This is a genomic window from Brevibacillus sp. 1238 (assembly GCF_029892995.1).
GTDB classification, from domain to species: domain Bacteria; phylum Bacillota; class Bacilli; order Brevibacillales; family Brevibacillaceae; genus Brevibacillus; species Brevibacillus parabrevis.
On record NZ_JARXWC010000005.1, the window covers coordinates 175,359 to 197,885 of the forward strand.

Below are 22,527 nucleotides of genomic sequence, written 5' to 3' on the forward strand. Positions count from 1 at the left end.
AACCTTTTCTCTGTATAGCCTCAGTATGGACAGGGAGCCCCGGTTTCAAACGGTCGAATCACAAACATTCATACAATTTTAGCAAAACGGCGAGAGGAGCTTGCCGTTACCGCCTGACACCGATAACAACCCGCTCGATTCCCGCCAAATCCGGCACGATCCGCACCTCATCTATTACCCCTGATTCCCGCATCAAGGCAGCCACATCTTTTGCCTGATAAATCCCTACCTCGAAGGCGACAACCGCTTTGTCCTTGAGCAGTTCAGGCAGCGCCTCGCACAGTCGGCGATAGCAATCCAATCCGTCATCGCCCCCGTCCAGCGCCAAACGCGGCTCATGCAAGCGGACTTCTTCGTCCAGCTCGTCCACATCCCGACTCGGTATATACGGCGGATTGGAGACGAGGATGTCCACCTTTTCGCCAGCTATCAAAAGCGGTTGCACCAAATCCCCTTGCAAAAAGCGCACAGCAGCTCCCAGGCGTTCCGCGTTTTCTGTAGCAACTGCGGTAGCATCCGGGGATAAATCTACTGTCGTCACTTGCCAATCCGGCTTTTCCAGCGCGAGCGTGATGCAGATGGCGCCGCTGCCTGTCCCGATATCGGCAACAGTCAAACCCTCTTGCTCTGACCAAACAGTTGCGGCGGCCGCCAACACTTGCTCGACGAGTATCTCCGTCTCGGGACGAGGGATAAGAACGCCAGGACGAACGGCAAAAGAGCGCCCGTAAAACTCTTGCTCACCAAACATGTACTGCAACGGCTCGTGCGCACTTCTGCGCTGGCACAACTCATCCAGCTGCGCAAGCGTCTCTTTGGCAATCGGCTCCATCATCGAAATCAAATACTTCGTGCGATCCCAGCCCAAACAGTGGCGAATCATCAGTTCCGCTTCGAATACAGGGTCTTTTGCCCCTTTTTCCCGCAAAAAGGAAGAAGCCCGTGTCAGGGCTTCTCGAATCGTCGTGACATCAGACCAATCAAGCTGAGTGTGCATGGCTCTTCAAAAGCTCCGTTTGTTCATGCAAAATCAGGTTGTCGATCACTTCATCCAGTTCGCCTTCCAGCACCGATTCCAAACGGTGCAAAGTCAGACCGATGCGGTGGTCGGTCACGCGGCTTTGTGGATAGTTGTACGTGCGGATGCGCTCGCTGCGATCCCCGGTTCCCACCAGGCTTTTGCGCGTAGCGTCAGCTTCCGCATTTTGCTGCTGCATATAAAAGTCGTACAAGCGCGCGCGCAAAACGCGAAGCGCCTTGTCTTTATTGGAGTGCTGCGATTTTTCATCCTGACAGGAAACCATGATCCCCGTCGGAATGTGCGTAACGCGAACAGCCGATTTGGTCGTGTTGACGCTCTGGCCGCCAGCGCCGCTGGAGCAGAACGTATCGATGCGAATGTCTTTTTCGTGTACTTCCACTTCCACATCTTCCGCCTCAGGCAATACCAGTACAGTAGCGGTAGAAGTGTGAATACGTCCGCCGGATTCTGTCGCCGGAATGCGTTGCACGCGGTGTGCGCCGCTTTCGAACTTCATTTTGCTGTATGCGCCGCGACCGGACAGCGAAAAGACGATTTCCTTGTAGCCGCCGATGTCTGTCGGACTTGCTTCCAGCACTTCGATTTTAAAGCCGTGACGTTCAGCAAAGCGTGTGTACATGCGGAACAAAACAGCCGCAAACAGAGCTGCCTCATCGCCGCCTGCTGCGCCGCGCACTTCCACGATCACGTTTTTCTCGTCATTTGGATCTTTTGGCAGCAGGAGAATTTTCAGGCGTTCTTCCAGCTGTTCCTTGCGGGCAGACAATTCGCTGATTTCAAGCTTGACCATTTCGCGCATTTCATCGTCCAGCTTTTCTTCCAGCATGGCTTTGGCATCATCCATTTGACTCACAACTGATTTATATTCACGGTAGGTCGTCACTGTCTCTTCCAACGAAGACTGTTCCTTGGACAGTTCACGCAAGCGTTTTGTATCGCTGATGACGTCGGGGTCACATAGGAGATTCGTTACCTCTTCAAAACGCTCTTCAACTGCGGATAAGCGTGTAAACATTGTACTTCACCCCATCGCAAAGAATACTAAAAATCGATTATAACAGATAAATTATAGGAGGAAAGCGAAAATAAGTCAAAGCGCATTATTTGGCTGGAAATTTCTGCTTTTTGCGATGCAAAACAGGCCCGGCGATGCCGAGCCTTGCCATACCAGTTCCAGTCACACGATCAACGGTGAAAGCCCTCATTAGAGGTGACGTGGAAGTCATAGCGCGGGATTTTTTGCTGCAAAAGCGCAATAACTTGCTGCTCCACCGATCGCGCCTGACTCGCCGTAATGTTATGCACAAGGTCAAGAGTAACATATGCATTGCCGCCATTCAGTGTGATACGGGCGTTCTCGACGCCTTTTACCGACTTCGCCATCATTTCCATGTTGTTCATGTCGATTTGCGTATTGCGCACGTTGGACTGGCCGATGATCAAGTTCGGGTTTTGATTGCGCCCCATCAAAGTGTCACGATCGGCGGCAGGCGGCGCAGGATGGTGCAAAACTTCCCCGCTCCGCTCCCCTTTGATCGAAGCAGGGTGCTGACCGTCCAGCGCTTGCGTGTTGGAACCTTTTTCTTGAGTAGTATTGCGGCCGCCGCACCCGACAGTCAAGGCAGAAGAGAGGACGAGAATGCCCAGCACTGTCAGTGAGCTTTTCCCAAAAGACGTGATTCGCACGAAAAAGCCACCTCCTGTTTTGCTTAGTCTGCGCAGTGCCTTTTCGGCTCATGCACAGCGAAAAACAAGGGTGGCTTTTCCTGTTCGGCTTCTAGCGAGCTGCCGGAGGGTTGTAATAATGCTTGCGACAGACGCTGCTGTACGTGTCGTTGCCAGCGATCTCAATCGTCTCTCCGGAGTATACAGGTTGTCCATTTTTGAATTTGAGGATATGCGTCGCTTTTTTGTTGCAGTAAACGCACACCGTTTTGATCTCTTCCACCTTGTCCGCTTCACACAACAACGCGGCACTTCCCGGGAAAAGCTCGTTCTTGAAGTTTTTCAGCAAGCCGTAGACGATGACGGGGATTCCGAGCTGATCGACAATCGCCACCAGCTGGTCCACATGATGGCGGCTGATGAACTGCGCCTCGTCCACCAGTACACAGTGCGGTTTTACCGTTTCGGCCGCGACAATCTCATACAAATTGGTTTCCTCGCCAATCGGAATCGCTTCTCTGCTGATCCCTACCCGCGATGCCACTTTCCCCACGCCGTACCGATCATCGACCGCCGGCGTGAACACGACTACTTTTTTGCCGGATTGCTCGTAGTTGTGAGCGACCGTCAGCAACTGAATAGATTTGGAGGCATTCATTGCCCCGTAACGAAAATATAATTGTGCCACGTCTCTATCTCCCTTTTGCCTAGAACTGATTCATTTTCGCGTCCTGGCGTAGCTGTCTTTCGCCTCTTGAAACAACGACATCGCCAGCTTCCGTCTGCTCGCATGATCGACGCAAGGAACAGGATAATCCAGGCCGAGCCTGCATCCCGCCTGCTCCTGCACATGCTCAGGCATCTCCCAAGGCTTATGGATATATTGTAGAGGGACTTCGCTTAGAACGGGAAGATATTTTTTGACAAAAGTCCCGTCCGGATCGAATTTCTCGCCTTGCGCAACCGGATTGAAAATGCGGAAGTACGGCTGCGGGTCCGTCCCGGTAGAAGCGCTCCATTGCCAGCCGCCGATATTGGCCGCCTCGTCGAAGTCGACAAGCTGCTTCGCAAAATAGCGCATCCCCCACCGCCAATCCACCAGCAAATCCTTGGTCAAAAAAGAAGCCGCAATCATGCGCAGGCGGTTATGCATCCAGCCTGTTTCGTTCAGTTGCTTCATCGCTGCATCGACGATCGGATAGCCCGTCTCACCGTTACACCAAGCCGAAAACAGCGCTTCGTCATTTTCCCAGGCGACCGCTTCAAACTGCGGCAAATACGCGTGATCGGTCGTGTGCGGGTGATGATACAGCACTTGCTGATAAAACTCTCTCCAGACAAGCTCCGTGACAAACGCTTCCACGGAGGCGACTTCTTCTCCCCTGGCTTCCTCCATGGCCTCCAGCGCCTGGTGATACACCGTACGAATCGACAACGTGCCTGCATTCAAGGCAAAAGACAAGTGCGAAGTCGCATCCAGTCCGGGGAAATCGCGCCGTTCTTTATATCGATGCACAGCTTCGTGCATAAATTGCTGCAATCGCTCGCGAGCTGTCCGCTCTCCAAACAGAGCCGTCGCCCATTCACTGCCAACGGGACGTTTGCGCCCAAAAGCTTCGACCAAAGGAGCCGATTCCCCTGGCAAATCGGCCAGTCCTTCACACATTCGCCATGATGTCGGCTGTGGAAAAGGGCGGTCTTTCGGAAGGGTGAGCCACACCCGTTTATAAGGGGTAAACACCGCATACGGCGTCCGCTGCCTGGTTAAAATGTCGCCTGGCTCATGCATGAGCAAATCTTTGCAAGCATGAACGCGCATGCCTTGCCGCTCCAAAGCTTCCGTTACAGTCGCATCGCGTTTTCGCGCTTCGGGAGTGTATGCGCGATTGTAAAAGACTTTGTCTGCCCCCGTCTCGCGAGCGACCTGACAAAGCACGTCAGCCGGATTCCCCCGGCGAATCAGGAGCCTCCCGCCAGCTTCTTGCAAGCTGCCCGCCAGGTTGTCCACAGCCGATAAAAACGCATGCGATCGCTTGTCTGCAACCGCGTCAGGCTGGCAAAAGGCATCGTCCATAATGAACAACGGGACAACCGGTTCGCCCGTAAGCGCTGCCGTATGTAAAGCCGCGTGGTCGTGCAAACGCAGATCGCGCCGAAACCAGATGATGGCTGTCATCGATTGCCCCCCCTTGCTGTCCGTGATAATTTTGTTCCAGAAAAAGACAAAACCAGGCAGATCGCTCTACCTGGTTGCTCCAATCCCGTCTGATTAGGACAGATTGTATTTGCGTTTGAAACGGTCTACACGGCCGCCAGCATCCACGAATTTTTGTTTTCCAGTGAAGAAAGGATGGCAGTTGGAGCAGATCTCCACTTTCAACGCTTGTTTCACGGAACCGGATTCAAATTCGTTACCGCATGCACATGTAACAGTTACTACGTTGTACTTAGGATGAATACCTTGTTTCATCTCACTACACCTCTTTCCGCCCTGAATCGTTTGCCGAAACAGAGTTATATAAACACATAAAAGATAGTAGCATGCTGTCAGCTGAAATGCAACAGGTTGACCGATCAGGCCATGTTTTTCCTGCGGCGCAGTTCTGCCGGCGGAATGTGCGTAAACGATCCGATTACGACATCCGGCAGTTCTTCCTGATAAATCTCAATCGCCTGCTTCATTCCGAAGACTTCGCCCCGCGCTTTTGGAATCATCGCCAGGTAGCTTTCCGGATCGATGTTCAGGTTGCGCATTTGAATCAGCTTGATTCCCGTCCGGCGAATGAAGTTGATCATCGCTTCCATCTCTTCTTCGCGGTCGAACACGCCCGGGAAGCACAAGTAGTTGATCGAGGTGTACACGCCCTTGGAAGCAGCGTATTCGGCCGATCGGGCTACATTTTCCAGCGTGTAGTTGCGCGGACGATAGTAAGCGTTGTAATGCTCGTCAATCGCACTGATAATGCTGACACGCATCAAGTCCAGTCCGGCGTCCACAATCCCTTTGATGTGATCGGTCAAGCCAGCATTGGTATTGATGTTGATGAAGCCCATGTCTGTCGTCTCCCGCACACGACGCATGGCTGGCACAATAATTCCTGCCATGGTGGACGGCTCGCCCTCGCAGCCTTGACCGAAGCTGATGATGCTTTCCGGTGTTTGCAGGTGGTGCAGCATCACTTCGACCAGCTCGTCCTCTGTCGGCTTGAAGTTCATCCGTGTCTGTGGAGACGGGAAGCCGCTGTCGTCAGGTTGCTCGGAAATACAGCCATAGCAACCCGCATTACAGGTGTAGGAGACAGGCAGACTGCCTTCCCAGCGGTTGAAAAAGTTATTGGAGGCGGTCAAGCACTCGTACTCCAGCGCACAGTGAGACAGGTGATTCAAAATCCGGTTTTGCGGAAACAGCTCCAACGTCTTTTCCACACGCTGTCTCAACTCATCCATCGGGAAATTGAGCGGGTCCCATTTGTAAATATCGTCACTCGCTCTGCCTGCCACCCAAAAACGATTGTCTTTCCACACCACTGCCGAATAGCCGAACAGCGGCAGCTTGCTCTCCCGGTTTGTTTTCACATAGCCAGGCAGCAAAAGACGGGTAATTCCTTGTGGAACAAGCGCTCCAACCGCTGTACAGCCGTCGAGCTTGATCATTTCGCCCGTATCGGGGTCCATCCCGATCGGCACCGTATCTGGCAAACTGACCAACGTCGCTCCTTCCGGCAGCGGAATCAGTTCTTCTTCCAGAATTTCTGTCAATATATCGCCGTTGCGCGCCACCGAGAACAATCCCGGGTGGTCGTAAACATTGCCGTTTTCATCTGCGTATACTAAATACATGGGAAAATCGCCTCGCTTCTTTGCTTTGCCCATTGTAACGCATTGAAAAAGCAATGTAAATTGTGAAGGGTTACCTGCCGAGATACGGGAGCGGGTTGATCGGCACATCGTCCTGTCTGACTTCAAAGTGCAGGTGATACCCGGTCGAATCGCCCGTCTGACCCATGTAGCCGAGGACGTCGCCCGCTTCTACGCTTTGGCCGGACGTGACCAAAATCGTGCGCATATGGGCGTAAAAAGTTTGCAAACCGTCTCCGTGGTCCAGTACGACCATCCGCCCGTACCCGGATCGATTGGCGCCCGCCTCGACCACCTTCCCTGCTTTCGCTGCCAAAATCGGCGTTTTGGCCTCCTGCTCGTTCCACAAATCCACACCTTTGTGCACCTTGCCCCAGCGTGTTCCGAAGCCGCTTGTAATCGTCGCTCCCTCTACAGGCCAATCCATTCGGCCGCGAATCCGCGCCACTACTTGCCTGCTTGCCGCCTGGGTGGTGTTCCGCTTTTGCTGCAGCTCTTCTGCCTGCATCGGCGGCCCTCCGGCAACAGGAATGTACACAACCTGTCCCACATACAGGTTGTCCGACAGCCATTTTAACAGCGGATTGCGATCCAGCAACAATTCCTTGCTGACTCCATACCTTCTTGCTATGTAATCGATCGTCTCTCCTTGCTTCACCATATGGGTCACTTCATCTTTGGCAATAACCAGCTTCATCCCGACCGAAAGCAGACCCGGATTGCTGATTTGATTCGTCTCTACCAGCTTTTTCAGCGTAAGGCCATACCGCTCGGCAATTCCAGACAGAGTGTCTCCTTCGCGGACAGAGTACACCATCGCATTGCTTTTAGCCGAAGGCGCTTGCTTGGTCAAACCTGCGTAAGGATTGAACGCTTGAAACAGCGCTTGCTCCACGACAACCTTTTTCGCTTCAACCTGGCTCTCAATGGGCGCAGGAACATGCACATACTCCACAGATTCTCTCCTCCTTTTTCCTCCAACTCTCTTACGGTATGCAAAACAGGCAAAAAAAATGACGGCGAGTCATGAACTCACCGTCGTGCCAGCAGCTTTTCCCCGTCCTTGTTGCTTCGTTTCCAGGGTCTGCAAAAATTCTTCGTTTGTTTTCGTGTCCGCAAGCTTCTTGATGAACGAGTCGACAAATTCGTTCGTTTCGTTCATGTTCTTGCGGATCATCCACAGCTTATCCAGCTCTTCTTTGGTCAGCAGCAGTTCCTCGCGACGCGTTCCCGAACGGCGAATGTCGATCGCCGGGAAAATGCGGCGTTCAGCCAGCTTGCGATCCAGATGAAGCTCCATGTTGCCCGTTCCTTTGAACTCCTCATAGATCACATCGTCCATGCGCGAGCCTGTCTCGACCAAAGCTGTAGCCAAAATCGTCAGGCTGCCGCCCTCTTCGATATTGCGTGCCGAACCGAAAAAGCGCTTGGGACGGTGGAACGCAGCCGGATCGATACCGCCGGACAATGTACGGCCGCTTGGCGGAATCACCAAGTTGTAGGCGCGTGCGAGCCGGGTAATGGAATCCAGCAGGATCACAACATCTTTTTTGTGTTCGACCAAACGTTTTGCCCGCTCCAGCACAAGCTCTGCCACTTTGATGTGATTTTCCGGCAGCTCGTCAAAAGTCGAAGCTACCACTTCTCCCTTGACGGAACGCTGCATATCGGTTACCTCTTCCGGACGCTCGTCGATGAGCAAAACAAACAGATGAATATCCGGCCGGCTTTCCGTAATACTGTTGGCAATTTCTTTCAGCAGCATGGTTTTACCCGCTTTCGGCGGGGCGACGATCAATCCACGCTGTCCGAGTCCAACAGGGGCAAGAAGATCCATCAGGCGGGTGGAAACTCGCTCTGGCGCAGTTTCCAGCACTAGCTTGGTTTGAGGATACAGCGGTGTTAAAGCGGGGAAATGCAGACGCTCCGAAGCAGTCTCAGGGTCTTCTCCGTTCACTGCCTCTACTTGCAACAACCCAAAGTAACGCTCGTTTTCTTTTGGCGGCCTCGCCTTGCCCGACACCACATCCCCCATGCGCAGATCAAAACGGCGAATCTGCGACTGGGAGATGTAGATGTCTTCCGAGCTTGGGAGATAGTTGATCGGACGGAGGAAGCCGTAGCCCTCCGGCAAGATTTCCAGCACGCCCTCCATAAACATCAGGCCATCCCGCTCTGCCCGTGCCCGAAGTATCGCGAAGATCAATTCCTTCTTCTTCAGCTGGGAGTAATACGGGATGTGGTACTCTTTGGCCAGTTTATAGAGATCGGTCAGTTTCTTCTCTTCTAGTTCAGAAAGTAACATACATCCACCACTCTTTATTTACTCTTGAAAGTTCATCTGTCTAAACTCGTTTCTTACAAGCCGAGCGAAGGCTTGCGTTCCAGGCGGTGGTTCCCTTCGATGAAGCGTACCGTTCCCGTTTTTGCACGCATAACAACAGAATGCGTCGTGGCACGGGTTCCTTGAAAACGAACCCCTTTCAGCAATTCGCCATCTGTTACGCCAGTTGCTGCAAAAATGGCGTCGTCACCCTTGACCAAATCATCCATGAACAATACTTGGTGCGGGTTGGTCAGCCCCATTTTAACACAACGTTGAATTTCTTCTTCGCTTTGCGGCAGCAGCTTGCCCTGGATTTCTCCTCCGAGGCATTTCAAGGCAACCGCAGCCAGCACGCCCTCTGGTGCTCCGCCAGAACCGAACAAAATGTCTACACCCGTATCAGGGAATGCCGTATTGATCGCCGCAGCCACATCGCCGTCCGAAATGAGGCGGATGCGCGCGCCAGCCTCGCGAATTTCGTGAATGATGCGGGAATGGCGGTCACGGTCGAGGACAATCGCGACCAGGTCGCTGATATCTTTGCCTTGTGCCGCAGCTACTGCTTTCAGGTTGTCGCGGATCGGAGCGTTGATGTCTACTTTCCCGACCGCTTTTGGCCCTACTGCCATTTTCTCCATATACATGTCAGGAGCATGCAGCAAATTTCCGCGATCGGCAATGGCAATGACAGAAATCGCGCCCCATGTCCCTTTTGCGAGAATATTGGTTCCTTCCAACGGGTCGACAGCCACATCTACCGCTGGCGCTACTCCTTGACCGAGGCGCTCGCCGATATAAAGCATCGGAGCTTCGTCCATTTCGCCTTCCCCGATTACAACTACGCCATCCATCGGAACTTTTTCAAATTCCTTGCGCATGGCAGTCGTTGCCGCATCGTCAGCCTCATCTTTTCGTCCTAACCCCATCCAACTGGCGGAAGCCAAAGCAGCCGCTTCGGTTACACGCACCAGTTCCAGTGTCAAACTGCGCTCCATTCTGGAAGACTCCTCTCCTGATGATTGGTTAACGTTGTGGGCTTTCCGTGTGCTGCAAGCCTACCCGAATCACGTCGGCACCGAGCGTTTGCAGCTTGCCCACCAAATTTTCATAACCACGGTCGATATGCTCAAGACCTTCCAGCTCGGTCGTGCCGCTCGTTGCCAACCCGGCGATAAACAGCGCCGCTCCTGCCCGCAGATCAGAAGCCACGACTTTCGCTCCGTTCAGCTTGCTGCCGCCTTCGATCACAGCCGAGCGTCCTTCTACCTTCAGTGTCGCCCCCATGCGCCGCAATTCATCCACATGGCGAAAACGCGAGCTGTAAATATTGTCTGTGACGATGCTCGATCCTTTGGCAAGAGTCAGAAGCGTTGTGATCGGCTGCTGCAAGTCTGTAGGAAAACCCGGATACGGACTTGTCTTCACATCGATAGAACGGTAAGAATCCCGGCCCATCACCTGAATGCAATCGTCCATTTCCATCACTTGTGCGCCAATCTCACGCAACTTGGCGGTCAGCGACTCCAGATGCTTCGGAATCACGTTTTCCACCAGCACGTTGCCATTCGTAGCCGCTGCCGCGATCATGTAGGTGCCGGCTTCAATCCGGTCCGGAATAATCGTATGACGGCAACCCCGCAGACGCTCCACGCCCTGGACGCGAATGACGTCCGTACCCGCGCCTTTGATGTTTGCTCCCATATTGTTGAGCAGAGTCGCCACATCGACGATCTCCGGCTCACGGGCAGCGTTTTCAATAATGGTCACGCCATCTGCCTTGGAGGCAGCAAGCATGATGTTGATCGTAGCTCCTACGCTGACGAGATCAAGGTATATTCTCGCACCTTGCAGACGACCGCGCTTGGCCCGGATGGTCATCACGCCGTTTTTGTTCTCGACCTCGGCGCCCATCGCTTCAAAGCCTTTGATATGCAAATCGACAGGTCTTGGCCCCAAATCGCATCCGCCAGGCAATCCTACCTGTGCCTCTCCGAATTTGGCAAGCAAGGCTCCCCACAAATAGTAAGAGGCGCGCAGCTTTTTGATTCTGCCGTTAGGCATGAGCATCAGCTTCATCAAGCGCCCGTCGATTTCCATCCAGTCTTCTTCGAACAGCACGTCAGCTCCCATTTCCCGCAGGAGCTCGTGATAGATATCTACATCCTGAATACGGGGCAGATTTTCAATAACAACAGGTCCATCCGCCAACAATGCGGCAGGAATCAGTGCGACTGCGCTGTTTTTTGCTCCGCTGATGGTCACCGTTCCCGCTAGCGGTTTTCCACCATTGATGATCAGCTTATCCATGCATCGCTCTCCTCAGGTGTAATCGGGAAAGAAGCACCTTCCCCAATGAGAAAGGTGCTTGAACTTTCGGTACGTGTCCTTATTTTTGCATGCTTGCCCAGTCAGCGAGGAACTTCTCCAAACCGCTGTCTGTCAATGGGTGAGCAATCAGTTGCTTGAATACTTTTGCCGGAATGGTAGCGAAGTGCGAACCACGGCGAGCGGCTTCTGTCACATGAACAGGGTGACGAACAGATGCTGCGATGATTTCCGTATCGATGCCATGCACAGAGAAAATCTCTGCGATGTCTTCGATCAGCTGCATGCCGTCTTGACCGATATCGTCCAGACGTCCCAGGAACGGAGACACGAAGCTTGCACCTGCGCGAGCAGCAAGCAGCGCCTGGTTAGCGGAAAACACCAGCGTTACGTTCGTTCTGATCTTGCGCTTGGCAAAATACTTGGTTGCCTTCAGACCTTCAGCCGTCATCGGCAGCTTGATCACGATGTTTTTGGAGAGAGAAGCCAGCTTTTCGCCTTCTTCAATCATCCCTTTGGCATCGGTGCTGATGACTTCCGCACTGATCGGTCCATCTACGATATCGATGATCTCTTTGAGGGTTTCGACAAAGTCACGGCCTTCTTTTGCAACAAGAGAAGGGTTCGTCGTTACTCCAGCCAAAACGCCCCATTCGTGAATCTCGCGAATTTCATCTACATTTGCCGTATCAATCAAAAAACGCATGATTATCCTCCTAGTTACGCGCGGTTGCTACTTCCGAACAGGCGCATTTTTCCTTTTACGACTTCCTTGATCGCATCGCGAGCAGGACCCAGGTATTTGCGCGGATCGATTTCGTTAGGTTTCGCAGCCAACGCTTTGCGAACCGTTTCGGTGCATGCGACTTGGCTTTCTGTATTTACGTTGATTTTTCCTACGCCCAGTCTGATCGATTCCACAATCGCATCGTCTGGTACGCCGGAACCACCGTGCAGCACGATTGGCGCTCCGATGTTGCTTGCTACTTTTTCGATAATGTCGTAGCGAATTTTTGGCACGCCTTTGTACATGCCGTGAGCTGTTCCCACTGCAATGGCTACGTAGTCTACTTTTGTTTCTTCCCAGAAGCGGATCGCTTCTTCCGGATTCGCCAGAGTAGCGTCTTCCTCGTCAACAGACAGGTCGTCCTCTACCCCGCCGATGGTACCGAGTTCACCTTCTACAGAAACGCCTACAGCGTGAGCAGCCTCAACAACCTGTTTGGTCAAGCGAAGGTTATCTTCAAACGAATGGTGGGAACCATCGAACATAACCGAAGAAAATCCTGCGCGAATGCACTTCATGACAATGTCAAAGTTGCTGCCGTGATCCAGGTGCAGCGCAACAGGTACTCCTGCGCGTTCTGCCGCCACTTTTGCAATGGCTACCGTGTAATCAAGACCCATGTATTTAAGCGCTCCCTCGGAAACACCAAAAATCACAGGCGATTTTTCTTCCATCGCAGCTTCCGTAATCGCTTGAGTAAACTCGAGATTGTTCAGGTTAAATTGTCCGACGGCGTATTTATGCAATTTGACGTCTTCGGTAAAAGCGGTCATAGGTACCAGTGGCATTTGGGAAATCCTCCTCTGCTAACTTCAATCACGTGGCTTATTATATCACAGACAGGCGTATGTTAACAGGTACGCTTGTCCCCACGAAGACTTGTCCAAAGCACTAGCAGGCAAGCTGCTGCTGAACAGCCATTCGCAATTCGTCGATATCAAACGGTTTGGTGAAATGGGTAAGCGCTCCCAGTTGCGTCGCTTCCTTGATCATGTCCAGTTCGCCATAAGCGGTCATCATGATTACCTTGATTTCCTGATTGATCTTCTTGATATGCTTCAAAATCTCAATCCCGTCCATGCCTGGAATCTTCATGTCGAGAATGACCAGATCAGGCGATTCTTTTTCCACAATCTCCAGGGCCATCTTCCCGTTTGCAGCCTGGAATGTTTTGTATCCCTCTTTGCCCAGTACCTCGTACAACAAAATGCGAATCCCATACTGGTCATCGACAACCAGTACCTTTTTATCATGTTTGTCGAACACGGTTACTCCCCCCTGACGAATCCATTTCCTTAATTAATTATGGTTTCGCCTAAAATCAGGAAACTCCTGCCCGTTTTGCGCTTCGTCTATTGAAAATTTCCCGCAGTGTCCATTTCGAGTATAATTAGGAATACCATTTTTGCACTACGCAAGGAGCCGAAAAACAAGATGGATGCGCTCTGGTTGATTTGCCTGTTAACGTTTGTTATCCATACGACAGAGACACTTTCCTACGCCATTCGCTTCGCTGGCGTACAAACAGGGAGAATCGCGGTCGCCCTGTCGCTTGTCGGCATTACGCTGCTTCTCTCCCGCACCTCCAACCTGATCCAAGGTCCGTTCACTGGCGGACTGATGGATCAGGCTGCCATGCTGCACACCGATCCGAGCTGGCAGCTGCATTTGATTATCGTCGCCTCCTCAGTAGGGACGCTGGCAGCCATCGTGCTGTTTCCTACGTTTGTCCAAATTTCCAAGCGGGTGATTTCCCATCTGGAATTGGCCGGCTCGATCCCGCAAATGCTGCGCACAGCCGTCACGGTAGACAGCATCCGCCGCGTCCGGCACCACGTGCGAATCCCGAGTTGGCAAGGCATCTCCCGCTTTCGCATCAAAGGCATCCCCAAACGCCTTTTGCTGCTCAACTGCCTGGGGACAGCCATCTATACCAGCAGCGTGCTCTCCGTGCTGTATGCAACCCTTTTGACGCCTGACTACAAAGCAACCGTACTGATGTCTTCCGGCATGATCAACGGCTTTGCGACGATCTTCATGACCATTCTGGTCGACCCGCAGGTTGCCCTTTTGACCGAAAAGGCTATGCAGGGAAAAGCGACGCAGGAGTCCATTCGCGACATGTATTTGTGGCTGATGATTTCCCGCTTTTTCGGAACCGTTCTGGCGCAGCTTCTGCTTGTTCCCGCCGCTTATTGGGTAGCCTGGCTATCGCCGCTCTTTCATTGAAAACAGAAAAGACGCGCCGACGATTGATTTCGCCGGGGCGTCTTTTTTATGCAAACATTTATCGATTCAGGTTCAGGGAAGCTTTGACGAAGTCGCGGAACAATGGCTGCGGACGGTTCGGACGGGAAGTGAACTCCGGATGGAACTGGGTAGCCACATACCAAGGATGGTCTGGAACTTCCACGATTTCCACCAGGCGGCCATCCGGCGACGTACCTGCAAAGCGCAGGCCCAATTGAGCCAGTTGCTCGCGATATTCGTTGTTGACTTCATAACGGTGACGGTGGCGCTCATACACCAGTGTGCTGCCGTAAGCAGCTTCAGTCAGCGTGCCTTCTTCCACTTTGGAAGGTCCGATGCCAAGACGCATGGTTCCGCCTTTGTCCTCGATTTCCTTTTGTTCTGGCAAAAGGTCGATAACTGGATAAGCTGTTTCCGGGTTGATCTCGGAGCTGTTGGCACCATCCATGCCTGCCACGTGACGGGCAAACTCGATAACCGCGATTTGCATACCGAGGCAAATTCCGAGGAACGGCACCTTGTTTTCGCGAGCGTAACGGGTAGCGATGATTTTTCCTTCGATGCCGCGATCGCCGAAGCCGCCTGGCACCAGCACGCCGTTCACATCGCCCAGCATCTCGGCTACGTTTTCAGGCGTAACTTCTTCTGCGTGCACCCATTTGATTTCCACTTTGGAATCATTCGCATAACCGCCGTGGTACAGCGCTTCTGCTACAGACAAATAAGCGTCGTGCAGCTCTACGTATTTCCCGACGATCGCAATAGTGGTGGTCTTGGACAAGTTTTTGATTTTGCCAACCAGCGATTTCCACTCCGTCATGTCTGCTTCCTGGCAAGCCAGACCGAGATGGCGGCACACGTAGTCATCCAGACCTTGGGCTTGCAGTTGCAGCGGAACATCGTACAGTGTCTCGGCGTCTACGCACTCCACAACCGCGTTTTTGTCGATGTCACAGAACAGCGCCAGCTTGTCCTTCATTTCTTGTGTCATAGGCTGTTCGGTACGAGTTACGATAACGGTTGGCTGGATGCCCAGGCTGCGCAGTTCTTTCACGCTGTGTTGGGTTGGCTTTGTTTTCATTTCGCCAGCTGCCTTGATGTAAGGAACAAGAGTCACGTGAATGTACATGACGTTTTCACGGCCAATGTCGCTCTTGATTTGACGAATCGCTTCCAGGAACGGCAAGCTCTCGATATCCCCTACAGTTCCACCGATCTCGGTAATGACCACATCGGCTCCTGTTTCACGGCCAGCGCGGAAAATGCGGTCTTTGATCTCGTTGGTGATGTGCGGAATCACTTGAACAGTTCCACCCAGATAGTCTCCACGACGTTCTTTGGCGATGACGGTTGAGTAGATTTTTCCAGTCGTTACGTTGGAGTTCGCGCTCAGGTTGATGTCGATAAAGCGCTCATAGTGTCCCAGGTCCAGGTCGGTTTCCGCTCCATCATCCGTTACGAACACTTCACCATGTTGATACGGGCTCATTGTCCCTGGGTCAACGTTGATGTACGGATCGCACTTCTGGATCGTTACCTTCAAGCCCCTATTTTTCAGGAGTCGGCCCAGAGAAGCCGCTGTAATTCCTTTTCCCAACGAGGATACGACCCCGCCTGTCACAAAAATATACTTCGTCATCGTTAACGTCCCCTCTTTCCCTAACCCTTTAGTAGTAGTAAAAAACGTATGAAGACGGCTCCCAAAAAAAGAAAAACAAAAGCGAGTCCTATCCCTTCATGCAATGGGGTAGGGGCACTTTTGTTTTATAGTTTCCCTTATTTAATCCTTCTTCATGTGAAGCCCAAGGAGTATTTTATCTGTCCCTCAAGCGGAAGTCAAGGACTTATCACTTATCCTCTTCATCTTCCAACTCTTCGTCAGCTTCCTCTTCTTCAAGCTCCTCGTCGAACAGCTCGTCTTCCTCTTCTTCGAGCTCCTCTTCGTCGATTTCAGCATCGATCTCTTCATCCTCGATCTCTGCATCCTCATCAACAAATTCTTCTTCGTCTTCGAAAATGACAACATCGTCGTCTTCGTAATCCTCAACCACTTCGTCTTCGGTGTCGTAATCGTCGAAGTCGTCCTCGAGGATAATTTTTTTCTTTTTGGTTCCGCCGCCTTCTTGCGTCTCTTCAACTGTGTCAGTCGGGTACCAGCGCTTCAATCCCCACACGTTGTCGCCAAGGCATACAAAACGGCCGTCAATGTTAATTTCTGTGTATACTTGCGCGATGATTGCCATGAGTTGTTCGTTTGTCATGTTACGAACGGTAACCAGTTCATCCATCAGCTCGCGGAAGTTGTAAGTGCGGTTGGTTTCACGCAAAATTTCATACGCAATATCAACCAACGCCATCTCGCTCAGTTTCTCGGGATCAATATGAGCAAACAATTGACTCACCCAGGGCACGTCCTTTCCATTAGAAAACTATTGGGTTCAATACCGACCTCGCCCTTTTCTGGTGGACGCAGGCTTTGCATAGGCAATACATAAATGAAGTCCATTTCCTTTTTCGCATGTCGTTCAACATACGAAGGCTAACATACAGTATTCCTTATTTTAGCCGAAAATGCAAGGCTTTCAAACAAGGTGTAACCATTTTCATGTAAGATCAAATAGATAAAGAAAGGAGTGAAGCGAATGGAATGGGCACAGGAGTTTCTTTCATGTACGACAGACAAGTTTTTCGATGTGAAAAAACTCGGGGAAAAGACGATCGAACAGCTCTCCCTGGAGCAGCTTCAGCAAGCACCTTCCAGCGAGTCCAACAGCATTGCAATCATCGTCAAACATCTGTCAGGCAACATGGTAGCCAGATGGACCGATCTGTTCGGAAGCGATGGCGAAAAACCCGGCCGCAATCGCGACCAGGAATTTGAAGGCGGCTTCGCTACGAAAGAGGACCTGATCGCCTGTTGGGAGACAGGCTGGCAAGTTCTGTTTGCCGCTCTGGCCGCGCTTTCGCATGACGACCTGATGAAAACAGTCACGATCCGAAACGAGCCTCACTCCGTCATGAAAGCCATCCAGCGCCAGCTCTCTCACTACTCCTACCACGTCGGACAAATCGTTTACCTCGGGAAACAGTTGCAAAACGAGCATTGGGTGAGTTTGAGTATTCCCCGCGGGAGATCGGTTGAGTATAACCAAGAAGTTTTTCGGCGGCATTCTAGTGAGGGGTAGAGCTGTTGCGATAATTTTATAACAGTCCCCTCAAGATTCGCTAAAACAATGAAGCATTCCATGCATTAAGCTCAACTATATCGCTAAACCAAAACGAACCTTGGAAAAGATTCTAGAGGTTCGTTTTGCATATTTATAGACGCTTCGTCACCGCCGATATCAAGAGACGATCCTTATGATTAGTTCCCTCAGGAACATCCACACCCCCTTTCCATCGTCGTCAATTACGATATTAGAAAACACGCCGACATTAATTGTAAATATTTTCCTTGTATTTTCGATAATCATATTGTTATTTTACAAAAAATGGTTTATGGTTAAATAGATTCCAAAATATGGGAGGGTATATAATGTTTAGAAAGAAAACATTTGTCACACTTTTGACTACCGTTCTATCACTAACCGCCTTCTCCTCTGTCAGCTTCGCTGAAGGGAATGTAAGATACTATTCTGATTCCGAGATTCAAAAAATTGCTCAAGAGCAAACAAATAACGAATGGCAAAGTAATTTTGGCAAATCTTCCAAAAACATTGCTCCTAGATCAGACTCGATGTATAAAGAATGGCCAGTGAGTTACGTCCCTAGCTATACTGAAAACAAGAGGGACGCATTTGAAATTGCTGAATTTTCCTTTGACACCCGAGATGAAGCTGGTTCTACAACAGAATTAACGGTTTCCTATAATGAATCGTCAACGGTGCAATGGACAATTTCAGGAGGACTTTCTGCTAAAGCAGAGTTTAACGTTATAGCGGTTGAGGTGGAAGCAAGCGTTAATGGAAGCGTAGCCAGAGCTTCCTCTACATCTGAGGGGATCGGCGCTAGCAAAAAATACAATTTGTATACTGGCAGAACTGGCTCTATTAAAATTTATGCCCACGGTGTTCGAACAGGCGGGGCTGTAAAATACAAGTGGCAAGACGTTTCCGGTAATTCCGGATTTAAAACTAGAACAGTAAATGCAAGATTGCCTTACAGTGAATACGACACTGGTAAGATTCATTTCGGAAAAGTAACGTATGATTGAAAAATAAAAAACAAGAGTAGAAGTTCAGCTTCTACTCTTGTTTTGCATGTCAGCAAAGAACTTCGTTATTGCAGAATCATTTACTTTCTCTGAAAGGAATCGTTGTATGAAAATGAACAGCATTGTTATCAAATGTGTTCTGGCAGTTGCCGGACTACTGTTACTGTGGCAGATTGGTATTCTCACGCTCGGAAAAGAACCAGAAAAGCAGTTGTCATATGAACAGTTTGTCAGCAGAGTTAACGGTGCCATGGATCATTTGTCCCAAACGTATAAAACAATCAAGCCTACTGCTCAACACTACACCATTTATCCGGGAAATCCAGAAATGAAATGGTCGAAAAACAAGGTAGACGCGATTGATGACGACTTATCGAAAGCCTTAACAAAAGAAATATTTATAGAAGATGGGGATATCCTGACAAAAGTCGGCTTTTATTACCATCCGTGGGTATCGGAGAAGCATTATGCCAGCGTAAACAGGATCGACAGCACAACCGGCAAAAGGCTGGGGTCTGAAATGACTTTCCCTTCTGTTTACAGCAACAGCTTTACAGCCAATGGTCTATTTATTCAGGTGACAACGTTTCGAGTTTTGCCTGCCTTACCCCAACATGCCAAACTATCCGATAAAGAGATGGAAACAAAAATGATCACCAGGAATGGCGAAATTACCTCCACCCTTCAAAAATACATTCTCGATTTCATGGAATCCGCCCCTTAAACAACCAAAACAAGGACCGCCTCTATACAAAGGTGGCCCTTGTTTCGTTTTTGCGCTCCAAACTTGCCGCTACATGTTTCTCCGATACTGACCGCCGACTTCATACAAAGCGGCGCTGATCTGTCCGAGCGAAGCGACCTTCACCGTTTCCATCAGTTCGGCGAAGATGTTTTCGCCCGCCATCGCTACTTCCTGCAAGCGGCGCAACGCCTGTGGAGCTACATCGCGATGGCGCTCCTGGAACGCTCTCAGGTTGATGATTTGCTGTTCTTTTTCTTCCTCGGTCGCCCGCGCCAGTTCGATCTCGTAGTCGTCCTCGGAAGCGTTCGGATTGATGAAAGTATTCACGCCAATAATCGGCAGCTCGCCTGTGTGCTTTTTCATCTCGTAATACATCGATTCATCCTGGATTTTGCCGCGCTGGTACTGCGTCTCCATCGCTCCCAGCACGCCGCCGCGAGAACTGATCCGTTCAAATTCCTGCATCACGGACTCTTCGACCAGATCCGTCAGCTCCTCAATAATAAACGCGCCTTGCAACGGGTTTTCATTTTTCGCGAGGCCCATTTCCTTGTTGATGATCATCTGGATCGCCATAGCCCGGCGTACAGAGTTCTCTGTCGGGGTCGTAATCGCCTCGTCGTAGGCATTGGTATGCAGCGAATTGCAGTTGTCGTAAATCGCAATCAGCGCTTGCAGCGTCGTTCTGATATCGTTGAAATCCATTTCCTGTGCGTGCAAGGAGCGTCCGGATGTTTGAATGTGATATTTCAGCTTTTGGCTGCGTTCATTCCCGCCGTAGCGGTTTTTCATCACGGTTGCCCAGATGCGGCGAGCGACCCGGCCGATGACCGTATACTCGGGGTCCAGTCCATTAGAAAAGAAGAACGACAGATTCGGCGCAAAGTCATCAATGTGCATGCCTCTGCTCAAGTAATACTCCACATACGTAAACCCGTTCGCCAGCGTAAACGCCAGCTGGGTAATCGGATTCGCCCCCGCCTCCGCGATATGGTAGCCGGAAATCGACACGGAGTAGTAGTTGCGCACCTTTTGATCGATGAAATACTGCTGGATGTCGCCCATCATTCGCAGCGCAAATTCAGTCGAGAAGATACATGTGTTTTGTCCCTGATCTTCTTTCAAAATATCCGCTTGGACCGTGCCGCGAACCGTCGACAGCGTATACGCCTTGATTTGTTTGGCTTCTTCCTCGGTAGGCTGGCGCCCTTCCTTTTGGACAAACTTCTCGATCTGCTGCTCGATGGCCGTATTCATGAACATCGCCAAAATCATCGGAGCAGGACCGTTGATCGTCATCGAAACCGATGTGCTCGGCGCACACAAGTCGAAGCCGGCATACAGCTTTTTCATGTCGTCGAGCGTGCAGATGCTCACGCCGCTCGTTCCGATTTTCCCGTAAATATCCGGACGATAATCCGGATCTTCCCCATACAAGGTCACCGAGTCAAAAGCCGTACTCAGCCGCTTCGCTTCGTCATTTTGGGACAAGAAGTGAAAACGGCGGTTCGTGCGCTCAGGCGTACCTTCGCCCGCAAATTGCCGCTTCGGATCTTCTCCCTCGCGTTTGAACGGAAATACCCCAGCTGTATAAGGGAACTCGCCTGGTACGTTTTCCTTCAGCGACCATTTCAAAATCTCGCCCCAGTCATGGAAGTCCGGCACGGCTACTTTCGAAATGCGAGTACCTGACAGCGATTCGCTGAACAGCTTCGTGACGATTTCCTTGTCGCGAATGCGAGTGACAAACTGGTCCTGTCTGTACGCTTCCTTGAGCTTGGGCCAGTTGTCGAGCACTTTGCGGCATTCGGGATGCAGCTTTTCCTCGAACAGCTTGATTTGCTTGTCGAGTACCGCGATCAATTCGGTTACTGCTTCGTCCTTGGCTGCAAGCAGCGTTTCCTTGGCGCCGTGCAGCTGATACAGCTTGCGGGCGATAGCGGACTGCTCATCGGTGTACGCCTGGTATTGGCGGACCGTATTCGCAATCTCTTGCAAATAGTTGATTCTTTCTGTCGGAATCAACGAAGTTTTGTGAATTTTCACAGGAGTAGTATCCAAATTCTCAACAGACCAGTCCACATTCGTCTTTTGCACAATTTTATGCATCAGAGCAGCAAACAGCACATTTGTGCCCGGGTCGTTGAACTGGCTGGCAATCGTACCGTAAACCGGGACCTGCTCGTCAGGCAAATCGAATAGCTGATGATTGCGACGATACTGCTTCCGCACTTCCCGCAAAGCATCTTCCGAGCCTTTGCGTTCGAACTTGTTGATCGCGATCACGTCCGCAAAATCGAGCATGTCGATCTTTTCCAACTGCGATGGCGCACCAAATTCACTGGTCATGACGTACATGGAAACATCGCACACTTCCGTCACCTGCGCATCGCCCTGACCGATCCCGCTCGTCTCCACGATGATCAAGTCAAATTGTGCGGCACGCGTTACTTGAATGGCATCTTTCAACGCCGCCGACAGCTCCATGCCTGACTTTCGCGTCGCCAAACTGCGCATGTAGACGCGTGGCGTGTTGTTGGCATTCATCCGTATCCGGTCGCCCAACAACGCTCCACCCGATTTTTGCTTGGATGGATCGACAGACAGAATCGCGACTGTTTTTTCCGGATACGTACGGATAAAGCGGCGAACAAGCTCATCCGTCAGCGAGCTTTTTCCGGCTCCACCTGTACCTGTGATCCCGAGCACCGGAATCGACTCTGGGGCTTCCAGCACGCTTGCTTGCAACGGTTCCTTCCACTCTGGCTGATCCACCGCATACTCCGCGACAGAGATCAGTCGGGCGACCGCCTTGTGATTCTGCTCGCGCAAGCCCTTTACTTCGTCTTCCAACTGTTTGACGGTCGGAAAATCGCTGTTTCTGATCATGTCGTTGATCATGCCTTGCAAGCCCAAACGCCTGCCGTCATCCGGCGAGTAAATTTTACAGACGCCGTATTCCTCCAGCTCGCGAATCTCGCGTGGAACGATTACTCCACCGCCGCCCCCGAAGACACGGATATGCTCCGCTCCCCGCTCGCGCAAAAGATCAATCACGTATTTGAAATATTCCACATGGCCGCCCTGATAAGAGCTGATGGCAATGCCCTGCACATCCTCCTGGATGGCAGCAGTCACGATGTCATCGACCGAGCGATTGTGACCAAGATGGATCACTTCCACTCCCGATGACTGCAAAATACGGCGCATGATATTGATCGAGGCGTCGTGACCGTCATACAAGCTGGCAGCGGTCACAAAACGCACCTTGTTTTGCGGACGATACACTTCGGTTTCCATCGTTCCACTCTCCCCG

General features: G+C 51.3%; 21 protein-coding genes. 4 read left to right on the top strand and 17 right to left on the bottom strand.

Features of this window, described 5'->3' with window-relative positions:
- Nucleotides 1-106 precede the first annotated feature (106 nt).
- From prmC to M2298_RS14505, 14 genes are all read right to left on the bottom strand, one after another.
- Nucleotides 107-997, bottom strand: coding sequence for a peptide chain release factor N(5)-glutamine methyltransferase (prmC, locus tag M2298_RS14440; RefSeq protein ID WP_242773911.1), 891 nt, complete (start codon nucleotides 995-997; stop codon nucleotides 107-109).
- Entirely contained in the window at nucleotides 981-2,057 is a 1,077-nt protein-coding gene (gene prfA, locus M2298_RS14445; protein WP_063228973.1) for a peptide chain release factor 1, read from the bottom strand. Before prfA ends, prmC begins: the two co-directional genes overlap by 17 nt.
- A gap of 170 nt (nucleotides 2,058-2,227) precedes the next feature.
- Complete coding sequence (locus M2298_RS14450) at nucleotides 2,228-2,728, bottom strand: sporulation protein (RefSeq protein ID WP_122962578.1); 501 nt, start codon at nucleotides 2,726-2,728, stop codon at nucleotides 2,228-2,230.
- A gap of 91 nt (nucleotides 2,729-2,819) precedes the next feature.
- On the bottom strand, nucleotides 2,820-3,395 hold the full coding sequence (locus M2298_RS14455) for a thymidine kinase (protein ID WP_122962577.1): 576 nt from the start codon (nucleotides 3,393-3,395) through the stop codon (nucleotides 2,820-2,822).
- Nucleotides 3,396-3,425: 30 nt separating this feature from the next.
- Complete coding sequence (locus M2298_RS14460; RefSeq protein ID WP_280648651.1) at nucleotides 3,426-4,883, bottom strand: cryptochrome/photolyase family protein; 1,458 nt, start codon at nucleotides 4,881-4,883, stop codon at nucleotides 3,426-3,428.
- Nucleotides 4,884-4,976: 93 nt separating this feature from the next.
- A complete protein-coding gene (rpmE, locus tag M2298_RS14465; protein WP_005827805.1) occupies nucleotides 4,977-5,177 on the bottom strand; it encodes a 50S ribosomal protein L31 in 201 nt (66 codons plus the stop codon).
- A gap of 104 nt (nucleotides 5,178-5,281) precedes the next feature.
- Complete coding sequence (locus M2298_RS14470; protein WP_122962575.1) at nucleotides 5,282-6,547, bottom strand: radical SAM family protein; 1,266 nt, start codon at nucleotides 6,545-6,547, stop codon at nucleotides 5,282-5,284.
- A 70-nt stretch (nucleotides 6,548-6,617) separates the two neighbouring features.
- Complete coding sequence (locus M2298_RS14475; protein ID WP_122962574.1) at nucleotides 6,618-7,520, bottom strand: LysM peptidoglycan-binding domain-containing M23 family metallopeptidase; 903 nt, start codon at nucleotides 7,518-7,520, stop codon at nucleotides 6,618-6,620.
- A 69-nt stretch (nucleotides 7,521-7,589) separates the two neighbouring features.
- Entirely contained in the window at nucleotides 7,590-8,870 is a 1,281-nt protein-coding gene (rho, locus tag M2298_RS14480; RefSeq protein WP_063228969.1) for a transcription termination factor Rho, read from the bottom strand.
- Between the two features lie 53 nt (nucleotides 8,871-8,923).
- The gene (gene glpX / locus M2298_RS14485) at nucleotides 8,924-9,886 is read right to left on the bottom strand and encodes a class II fructose-bisphosphatase (RefSeq protein ID WP_063228968.1); all 963 of its coding nucleotides are present in this window, start codon (nucleotides 9,884-9,886) and stop codon (nucleotides 8,924-8,926) included.
- A 28-nt stretch (nucleotides 9,887-9,914) separates the two neighbouring features.
- Nucleotides 9,915-11,198 carry a UDP-N-acetylglucosamine 1-carboxyvinyltransferase gene (locus M2298_RS14490; protein ID WP_122962573.1) on the bottom strand — a complete coding sequence of 428 codons (1,284 nt, stop codon included), beginning with the start codon at nucleotides 11,196-11,198 and terminating at the stop codon, nucleotides 9,915-9,917.
- Between the two features lie 79 nt (nucleotides 11,199-11,277).
- Nucleotides 11,278-11,922 carry a fructose-6-phosphate aldolase gene (gene fsa, locus M2298_RS14495; protein ID WP_122962572.1) on the bottom strand — a complete coding sequence of 215 codons (645 nt, stop codon included), beginning with the start codon at nucleotides 11,920-11,922 and terminating at the stop codon, nucleotides 11,278-11,280.
- A gap of 14 nt (nucleotides 11,923-11,936) precedes the next feature.
- Complete coding sequence (gene fba, locus M2298_RS14500) at nucleotides 11,937-12,791, bottom strand: class II fructose-1,6-bisphosphate aldolase (protein WP_063228965.1); 855 nt, start codon at nucleotides 12,789-12,791, stop codon at nucleotides 11,937-11,939.
- 103 nt (nucleotides 12,792-12,894) lie between these two features.
- The gene (locus M2298_RS14505) at nucleotides 12,895-13,269 is read right to left on the bottom strand and encodes a response regulator (protein ID WP_023555166.1); all 375 of its coding nucleotides are present in this window, start codon (nucleotides 13,267-13,269) and stop codon (nucleotides 12,895-12,897) included.
- 168 nt (nucleotides 13,270-13,437) lie between these two features.
- Between M2298_RS14505 and M2298_RS14510 the strand changes: the two genes are divergently transcribed.
- The gene (locus M2298_RS14510) at nucleotides 13,438-14,232 is read left to right on the top strand and encodes a lipid II flippase Amj family protein (protein ID WP_063228964.1); all 795 of its coding nucleotides are present in this window, start codon (nucleotides 13,438-13,440) and stop codon (nucleotides 14,230-14,232) included.
- A gap of 58 nt (nucleotides 14,233-14,290) precedes the next feature.
- On the opposite strand, the gene M2298_RS14515 is transcribed toward M2298_RS14510, so the two are convergent.
- Both M2298_RS14515 and rpoE read right to left on the bottom strand, forming a co-directional pair.
- Nucleotides 14,291-15,892, bottom strand: coding sequence for a CTP synthase (locus M2298_RS14515; RefSeq protein WP_122962571.1), 1,602 nt, complete (start codon nucleotides 15,890-15,892; stop codon nucleotides 14,291-14,293).
- 208 nt (nucleotides 15,893-16,100) lie between these two features.
- Complete coding sequence (gene rpoE, locus M2298_RS14520) at nucleotides 16,101-16,655, bottom strand: DNA-directed RNA polymerase subunit delta (protein WP_122962570.1); 555 nt, start codon at nucleotides 16,653-16,655, stop codon at nucleotides 16,101-16,103.
- A 240-nt stretch (nucleotides 16,656-16,895) separates the two neighbouring features.
- On the opposite strand from rpoE, the gene M2298_RS14525 reads away from it, so the two are divergent.
- The 3 genes from M2298_RS14525 (at nucleotide 16,896) to M2298_RS14535 (ending at nucleotide 19,190) form a co-directional block, all read left to right on the top strand.
- Entirely contained in the window at nucleotides 16,896-17,438 is a 543-nt protein-coding gene (locus M2298_RS14525; RefSeq protein ID WP_173596358.1) for a DUF1572 family protein, read from the top strand.
- Between the two features lie 350 nt (nucleotides 17,439-17,788).
- The gene (locus tag M2298_RS14530) at nucleotides 17,789-18,466 is read left to right on the top strand and encodes a hypothetical protein (protein WP_122962568.1); all 678 of its coding nucleotides are present in this window, start codon (nucleotides 17,789-17,791) and stop codon (nucleotides 18,464-18,466) included.
- A gap of 106 nt (nucleotides 18,467-18,572) precedes the next feature.
- A complete protein-coding gene (locus tag M2298_RS14535; RefSeq protein WP_122962567.1) occupies nucleotides 18,573-19,190 on the top strand; it encodes a hypothetical protein in 618 nt (205 codons plus the stop codon).
- Nucleotides 19,191-19,259: 69 nt separating this feature from the next.
- Here M2298_RS14535 and icmF read toward each other — a convergent pair whose 3' ends face one another.
- Nucleotides 19,260-22,511, bottom strand: a complete 3,252-nt coding sequence (gene icmF / locus M2298_RS14540; RefSeq protein WP_122962566.1) for a fused isobutyryl-CoA mutase/GTPase IcmF — start codon at nucleotides 22,509-22,511, stop codon at nucleotides 19,260-19,262.
- Between the last annotated feature and the right edge of the window lie 16 nt (nucleotides 22,512-22,527).

Excerpts from the sequence above, each read along its gene's own strand:
- prmC (WP_242773911.1), bottom strand. The coding sequence starts at position 997 with ATGCACACTCAGCTTGATTGGTCTGATGTCACGACGATTCGAGAAGCC.
- prfA (WP_063228973.1), bottom strand. The coding sequence starts at position 2,057 with ATGTTTACACGCTTATCCGCAGTTGAAGAGCGTTTTGAAGAGGTAACG.
- M2298_RS14460 (WP_280648651.1), bottom strand. The coding sequence starts at position 4,883 with ATGACAGCCATCATCTGGTTTCGGCGCGATCTGCGTTTGCACGACCAC.
- rpmE (WP_005827805.1), bottom strand. The coding sequence starts at position 5,177 with ATGAAACAAGGTATTCATCCTAAGTACAACGTAGTAACTGTTACATGT.
- M2298_RS14470 (WP_122962575.1), bottom strand. The coding sequence starts at position 6,547 with ATGTATTTAGTATACGCAGATGAAAACGGCAATGTTTACGACCACCCG.
- rho (WP_063228969.1), bottom strand. The coding sequence starts at position 8,870 with ATGTTACTTTCTGAACTAGAAGAGAAGAAACTGACCGATCTCTATAAA.
- glpX (WP_063228968.1), bottom strand. The coding sequence starts at position 9,886 with ATGGAGCGCAGTTTGACACTGGAACTGGTGCGTGTAACCGAAGCGGCT.
- M2298_RS14490 (WP_122962573.1), bottom strand. The coding sequence starts at position 11,198 with ATGGATAAGCTGATCATCAATGGTGGAAAACCGCTAGCGGGAACGGTG.
- fsa (WP_122962572.1), bottom strand. The coding sequence starts at position 11,922 with ATGCGTTTTTTGATTGATACGGCAAATGTAGATGAAATTCGCGAGATT.
- fba (WP_063228965.1), bottom strand. The coding sequence starts at position 12,791 with ATGCCACTGGTACCTATGACCGCTTTTACCGAAGACGTCAAATTGCAT.
- M2298_RS14510 (WP_063228964.1), top strand. The coding sequence starts at position 13,438 with ATGGATGCGCTCTGGTTGATTTGCCTGTTAACGTTTGTTATCCATACG.
- M2298_RS14515 (WP_122962571.1), bottom strand. The coding sequence starts at position 15,892 with ATGACGAAGTATATTTTTGTGACAGGCGGGGTCGTATCCTCGTTGGGA.
- M2298_RS14525 (WP_173596358.1), top strand. The coding sequence starts at position 16,896 with ATGGAATGGGCACAGGAGTTTCTTTCATGTACGACAGACAAGTTTTTC.
- M2298_RS14530 (WP_122962568.1), top strand. The coding sequence starts at position 17,789 with ATGTTTAGAAAGAAAACATTTGTCACACTTTTGACTACCGTTCTATCA.
- M2298_RS14535 (WP_122962567.1), top strand. The coding sequence starts at position 18,573 with ATGAAAATGAACAGCATTGTTATCAAATGTGTTCTGGCAGTTGCCGGA.
- icmF (WP_122962566.1), bottom strand. The coding sequence starts at position 22,511 with ATGGAAACCGAAGTGTATCGTCCGCAAAACAAGGTGCGTTTTGTGACC.